The following is a 5,557-nucleotide window of genomic DNA, read 5'->3' on the forward strand; positions in this document are numbered from 1 at the left end:
AAAGGCTGCGCGATCACAGATCTTTTCACGTGGCCGGTGGCCGCGGAGCCACTGGAAAACCAGCCCATGTGTGTCACGTCCCCGCAGCGCTCCCCTCGCGTACGTCACCGAAGCGCGTCACGGTCTACCATATCCAACGGGAGGCGTACGCCGCGGTGGACGGATTCGTGCGGAACATACCGGGGGCGATGTGGGGAAGACTCGGGAGAGCCAGGATGCGGCGCGGGTGCCGCCGGGCCCGGCCATCGAGGGTACCGGGATTTCCGCCGGGTCGCGATCGGCGGGTTCAGCACCGTCTACACCGCCTACCAGGAGCGTTTCGCCCGAACGGTAGCCGTGAAGGTCCTGAGCGCCGACGTCGGGGACCCGGCCGCGCTGCGCCGGTTCACCCGCGAGTGCCAGGCGTCCGGCAGCCTGTCCCACCTCCCCGAGATCATCACCGTGTACGACGCGGGCGCCACCGCCGACGACCAGCCGTTCATCGCGATGCAGTACTTCCCGCGGGGATCGCTGGTCGACCGGATGCGCGACAGCAACCAGCCGAACCAGCCGAACCGGCTGTCAGTGCCGGAAACCGTCGGGGTAGGTGTGTCCGTCGCCCGGGCACTGGCCGCGGCGCACCGCGCCGACATCACCCATCGTGACATCAAGCCGGGGAATCTCCTGGTCTCCGACGAGGGCGGGGCAGTACTGAGCGATTTCGGGGTGGCGAGCTTCGGGGCGGCGAGCTTCGGGGCGGCGAGCTTCGGGATGGCGGGTATCGGGGCGGCAGGTGCCGCGGCCGGCCCGGAGAAGTCGGTCAGCCTCGAGGCCTACACGCCGGCTCACTGCGCTCCGGAGGTCCTTGACGGACAGCGGTACTCGCCGGCCGCCGACGTCTACGCCTTCGGTTCGACCCTGTACACCCTGCTTGCCGGCACGGCCCCGTTCGCGCCCCGCGCCGGCGACGGACCGGCGACGGTCATGCGTCGCATCCTCGCCGGCGACGCCGCCGAACTCGACCAGGCTGTTCCAGAGCCGCTGCGGGCGCTGATCGGGCACATGATGTCGGTCGATCCGCGGCAACGGCCGAGCGTGGCCGGTCTTGTCGAGAAGTTCGACGCGCTACGGGACGCCCTGGGAGCCGAGCCGGTGGCCCGGCTGGGGGCAGCCGGGGATGATCTCGCGGCCGTCCCGCCGTCATCGGACGAGCCGACGGCCCACGACCCGAAAACAGGCACCGGTTCCGGGGCAGCCGCCGCCGACGTCTCCCGCCTGGAAGCCACCCGCCGCCGGTCCCGCGTCGGCTCCGCCGGGAGCTCGCCGCGGCCGGCCCCGGCCGGTACCGACAGCGCGGACGGCGCCGGCTCGCCGTCCGCGGCTCCCGGGCCCGACGAGCCGCTGGACACCCCGACCAGGCTGCGGCCGCGCGGTGCCCCGCCGCTGTCCGGCGACAGGGATTCCGCTCGTCGACGGCGCCGGAACGTGTGGACGGCCGCCGCGGCCGCCGCCGCGACCATTCTCGTGATCTCTGGAATACTGACTGTCACACTCCGGGGGAAATCCGGCCCGGCCGAGGTGCGGGCGGACAACCTCCCCATCCCGTCGGGCGCCGCGCCGTCGGCACCCGACGGGACCGCTCCCCCCGGCCACCAGGCACTGATCACCGTCACGACCATCCCAACGCGGGCCGGCTTCGGCCCCGAACCCGCGGCCGGGCCCGTGGCCGGACCCGCGGCCGGGCCTGCGGCCGGGCCCGCGGATGCGGTACCGGCGAACCCGGATTCGGCACGGCAGCCGACATCGCCCGCCGTGCCGGCAGCACCGGTTCCCAGGGAGCCGGCAAACCCGCCACCCGGGACAGGCAGTGGCCCGGCTCCCCCGCCCGCCCCGTCCCACGTTCCTTCCTCTGCCCAGCCCTCGCCGCAGCCGGTTCCCGTCCATGGCTGCTCGCCGCGCGGCGAGGCGATCACCGACTACGCCGGACGGGCCTTCTCGACCCGCTACTACTGCAGCACCTACGTGGCTTCGGCCGTCTACGCCAACGTCCGTTCCGATCAGGCGCCGGAGACTCTCGATGACAGCGGGTACATGGCCGCGGCCGCGAGCGTGTGGGCGCTGTGCCAGTACCAGGGCCGTCCGAACCCGGTCGTCCAGGGCAACACCAACACCTGGTGGCTGTACACCCAGGGTGACAACGGGCGTGCCAACACCCATGGATACACCGCCGCCTGGGGGTATCTGCCGGCGACCGCGGTGTCCCAGGGCGGGCAGAACGAGCCCGTCCCCGGCGTACCGCTCTGCCCGTCGTACTTCTGACATCCGGCGGTCATCCGGCGATGACCTGATCCGGCCTCCGCCGTCCGCGGCCCGGCCGCCGCGACGGCTGACCTCCCGAGTCGAGGTCGGGCCCCTGCTCGGCTGGGTATGACGGTTGACGTACGTGGTGCGACAGCCACTCCTCAAGGAGGTAGTCACATGCCGTTGCCCAGATGGATCGCCGAGACCAACCGCCGGGCCACCAACCGGGTCGCCGGCCCTGCCGCGACCCGGCTGCCCGGTTTCGGCGTCATCGTGCACAGGGGACGCCAGTCGGGCCGCGAGTACCGGACCCCGGTCAACGTGTTCGGCTCCGACGGCGGCTACGTCGTCGCGCTGACCTACGGCAGCGACTCGGACTGGGTGCGCAACGTGCTGGCCGCCGGAGGCTGCGTGCTGGAGCACCGTAACCACCGGGAGGAACTCGGCTCGCCACACATCGTCCACGACGACAGCCGCAGCCAGGTGCCCGCCCCGCTGCGGCCCGTGCTCGGCGCCATCGGCGTCTCGGACTTCCTGACCCTGCGCCCCCAGCCCGCGCCGCCGCAGCCCTCCGCCGAGGAGGACCTGACGGTCTGAATCCGGCAGCCGGGAGACCACATCCGGAACATAGATCAAACTGTACACTTTGGCCATGACCCTGCCTGCCCGCACCACCGATCTCCATGCGACGGACGTCGAGATCGGGCTCGCCGAAGCGCGTTCCCGCCTCGGCGAGCTGGTCAACCGCGTCCACGAGGGCAACATCGTCTACCTCACCCGTAACGGCACCCCGACCGCCGCGATCCTGTCGGTCGACGAGCTTCGCCGTCTCGTCGAGGCAGAGGAAGAGCTGGCGGATCTCCGGGCAGTCATCGCCGCCGACCGCAAGTAGTACGAGATGTACCTGAAGGAACGGGCGAGGGAGCGATGATGAGCGGCTACAGCAAGTGGGATCGAGAGGCTTATGTCGAGCGTGTCGGCGGTCCTGACGAGGCCGAACGGCGACGCAGGACGCTGATGGCCCGCGTGGACGGCTACCAGCTGGCCGAGATCCGCAGGCAACGCGGCCTCACCCAGAGCGACATCGCTGAGATCATGGGCGTGACCAAAGGGCGCGTCAGCCAGATCGAACGCGGAGAAGCGTTCACCGTCGATGTCGTGAGCCGCTGTGTCGAGGCCCTCGGTGGCGAACTGAGGCTGCTGGCCGACTTCGGCGACCACACCTACAAGGTCAGCAGCGAACAGCTCAGAGCAAGCTGATCAGCTGCCGGCATTCCGCCCTTACCAGGCAGGTGGGAAGAAACACGGACGGAACCGCCGGGGTTTGCCGTTACCCGGCCGCGGCAGGACGGTCCGGCGAGATACGGCGGCCGAGTCGCGGAGCAGGACAGTCACCGTTGGGAACGGTTCAGCAGCCAGCGGCTACGCGACCATGGTTTTGCGCCTGGGGCCGACGAGTAGACGGCTACCCGCAGTCACAGATTCGCCGCCTGCAGTGCGGCGAGGAGGTGCGGACCGGTTTCGGTGATCGTTCCAGCGCCGAGGGTCAGCAGCAGGACGCCGGCCGGGGCGCTCCGTCGGCCCGTCGAGAGGTCGGTGGCGAGCCGGTCGGTCAGCTCGTCCCAGGGCACGTAGTACGTGGCCTGGGGTACGGAGATCTTTTTGACCAGGTCGCCGGCGTGCAGGCCGAGGGTGTCGTGCTCGCGGGCGGCGTAGATGTCGGTGACGTACACCCGGTCGGCGTCGGCGAACGCGTCGGCGAAGTCGTCCAGCAGGGCCGCCAGCCGGCTGAAGGTGTGCGGCTGCATGGCCACCCACACCTCGCGTGTACCGGCCCGCTGGCGGGCGGCGGCCAGCGTGGCGCGGATCTCGGTCGGATGATGGGCGTAGTCGTCGATCACCTCCAGCGGGCCCCGGCGGTCCGTCGCCGGGGCCGTGCCGACCAGCGTGAACCGGCGGTCGGCACCGGTGAAGGCCGCCAGCGTCGCCAGCGCGCTCGCCACCTCGACGCCCAGCTCGGTGGCGGCCGCGAGCACCGCCAGCGCGTTGCGGACGGTGTGGGCGCCGGGCAGCGCGAGCGTGAGCGTCCCGACGTCGTCACCGTCGTGGCGCACGGTCGCCCGCTGGCCCCCGTCGGGAGTGACGCGCAGGTCCACCGCCTGCCATGCCCAGCCCGGTTGCAGCCCGTAGTCGACGATCCTCACCCGTCCCTCCCCGGCCGCGCGCCCCTGGCCTGCTGCGCCTTCCAGGCCGGCGGCGGGGATGAGGCTGGCGCCGGCCGGCGGATGCGGCCGGTACCCGTCACCGCCGACGGGGATGGCGCCGGTGCCGGGGCGGGCGGCGGCCGGCAGCGCCGCGAGCACCGCCTGTACGCCGGGGTCGTCCCCGCACACCACGAGCGTCCCGCCGGGACGGACCCGGGCCGCGAACGCGGTGAAGGCGCGCCGCACGGACGCCTCGTCGGGGAAGAGGTCGGGATGCTCCCACTCGACGTTGGTGATGACGGCGAGCGCCGGGTCGAGGCCGGCGAACGCGCCGCCGTACTCGTCGGCCTCCAGGACGAACACCCGCCCGGCACCGACCAGCGCGTTGCCGCCGAGCTGCGCCACCTCGGCGCCGATCACCGCGGTCGGGTCCACCCCCGCGGCGCGCAGCACCAGAGCGAGCATCGCCGACGTGGTGCTCTTGCCGTGCGAGCCCGCCACCGCGACAAGATCGTAGCCGGCGGTCAGCTCGGGCAGCCACTGGCTGCGCCGGCGGACCGGCAGGCCGCGCCGGTGGGCGGCCAGCAGCTCAGGATGATCGTCGGGAAACGCGCTGGACGCGACCACGACGTCCACCCCGTCGAGCTCCGCGTCCAGCGCGGCCGGGTCGGTGACGGCGCCCACCCGTATCCGGGCGCCGGCGGCACGCAGCGCGTCCAGGCGAGGGGCGTCCTGCGCGTCGCTGCCGCTGACCGTCCCGCCGCGGGCGAGATGGACGTGGGCGAGCGCGGACAGGCCCGATCCCGCGATCCCCAGGAAGTGGACGTGCTGAGAGCTCTCACCGGTCACGACAGGCAGTGAACACCACGCCGCGACCGGGCCGCCACGCGGCCGGCCCCGCTGACCAGGCCAAGCTGACCAGGCCGGATAGTCGGGTGGCCAGGTCGACCGATCAGGCGGCCAGGCCGAACGGCCGGGCCGGGCGGGATGGTCGGGGCCGGCGGGCATGGGGGCACGCGTGGACCCGCCGTCGCACCTGTACAAGCGGCGTCAGAGGCCAGCAGCGTCAGGGG

5 protein-coding genes are annotated in these 5,557 nt (G+C 72.4%); 4 read left to right on the forward strand and 1 reads right to left on the reverse strand.

Annotation, left to right across the window (positions count from 1 at the left end; genetic code table 11):
* The first annotated feature begins 66 nt into the window (after positions 1 to 66).
* The 4 genes from AC5LSR_RS16600 (at position 67) to AC5LSR_RS16615 (ending at position 3,540) form a co-directional block, all read left to right on the forward strand.
* A complete protein-coding gene (locus tag AC5LSR_RS16600; protein ID WP_493468666.1) occupies positions 67 to 2,298 on the forward strand; it encodes a serine/threonine-protein kinase in 2,232 nt (743 codons plus the stop codon).
* A 159-nt stretch (positions 2,299 to 2,457) separates the two neighbouring features.
* Complete coding sequence (locus AC5LSR_RS16605; protein ID WP_250285332.1) at positions 2,458 to 2,877, forward strand: nitroreductase family deazaflavin-dependent oxidoreductase; 420 nt, start codon at positions 2,458 to 2,460, stop codon at positions 2,875 to 2,877.
* Positions 2,878 to 2,932: 55 nt separating this feature from the next.
* Positions 2,933 to 3,172: a type II toxin-antitoxin system Phd/YefM family antitoxin gene (locus tag AC5LSR_RS16610; protein WP_250285331.1), complete on the forward strand. Its 240-nt coding sequence runs from the start codon at positions 2,933 to 2,935 to the stop codon at positions 3,170 to 3,172.
* A gap of 35 nt (positions 3,173 to 3,207) precedes the next feature.
* Positions 3,208 to 3,540, forward strand: coding sequence for a helix-turn-helix domain-containing protein (locus AC5LSR_RS16615; RefSeq protein WP_250285329.1), 333 nt, complete (start codon positions 3,208 to 3,210; stop codon positions 3,538 to 3,540).
* Positions 3,541 to 3,755: 215 nt separating this feature from the next.
* Here AC5LSR_RS16615 and AC5LSR_RS16620 read toward each other — a convergent pair whose 3' ends face one another.
* The gene (locus AC5LSR_RS16620) at positions 3,756 to 5,333 is read right to left on the reverse strand and encodes a UDP-N-acetylmuramate--L-alanine ligase (protein ID WP_250285328.1); all 1,578 of its coding nucleotides are present in this window, start codon (positions 5,331 to 5,333) and stop codon (positions 3,756 to 3,758) included.
* Positions 5,334 to 5,557 lie beyond the last annotated feature (224 nt).

The sequence above is a fragment of the Protofrankia sp. CiP1_Cm_nod4 genome, assembly GCF_982290645.1.

What these genes read in the sequence shown, in the direction of transcription:
- AC5LSR_RS16600 (WP_493468666.1), top strand. Translation starts at nt 67, where the DNA reads ATGTGTGTCACGTCCCCGCAGCGCTCCCCTCGCGTACGTCACCGAAGC.
- AC5LSR_RS16605 (WP_250285332.1), top strand. Translation starts at nt 2,458, where the DNA reads ATGCCGTTGCCCAGATGGATCGCCGAGACCAACCGCCGGGCCACCAAC.
- AC5LSR_RS16610 (WP_250285331.1), top strand. Translation starts at nt 2,933, where the DNA reads ATGACCCTGCCTGCCCGCACCACCGATCTCCATGCGACGGACGTCGAG.
- AC5LSR_RS16615 (WP_250285329.1), top strand. Translation starts at nt 3,208, where the DNA reads ATGATGAGCGGCTACAGCAAGTGGGATCGAGAGGCTTATGTCGAGCGT.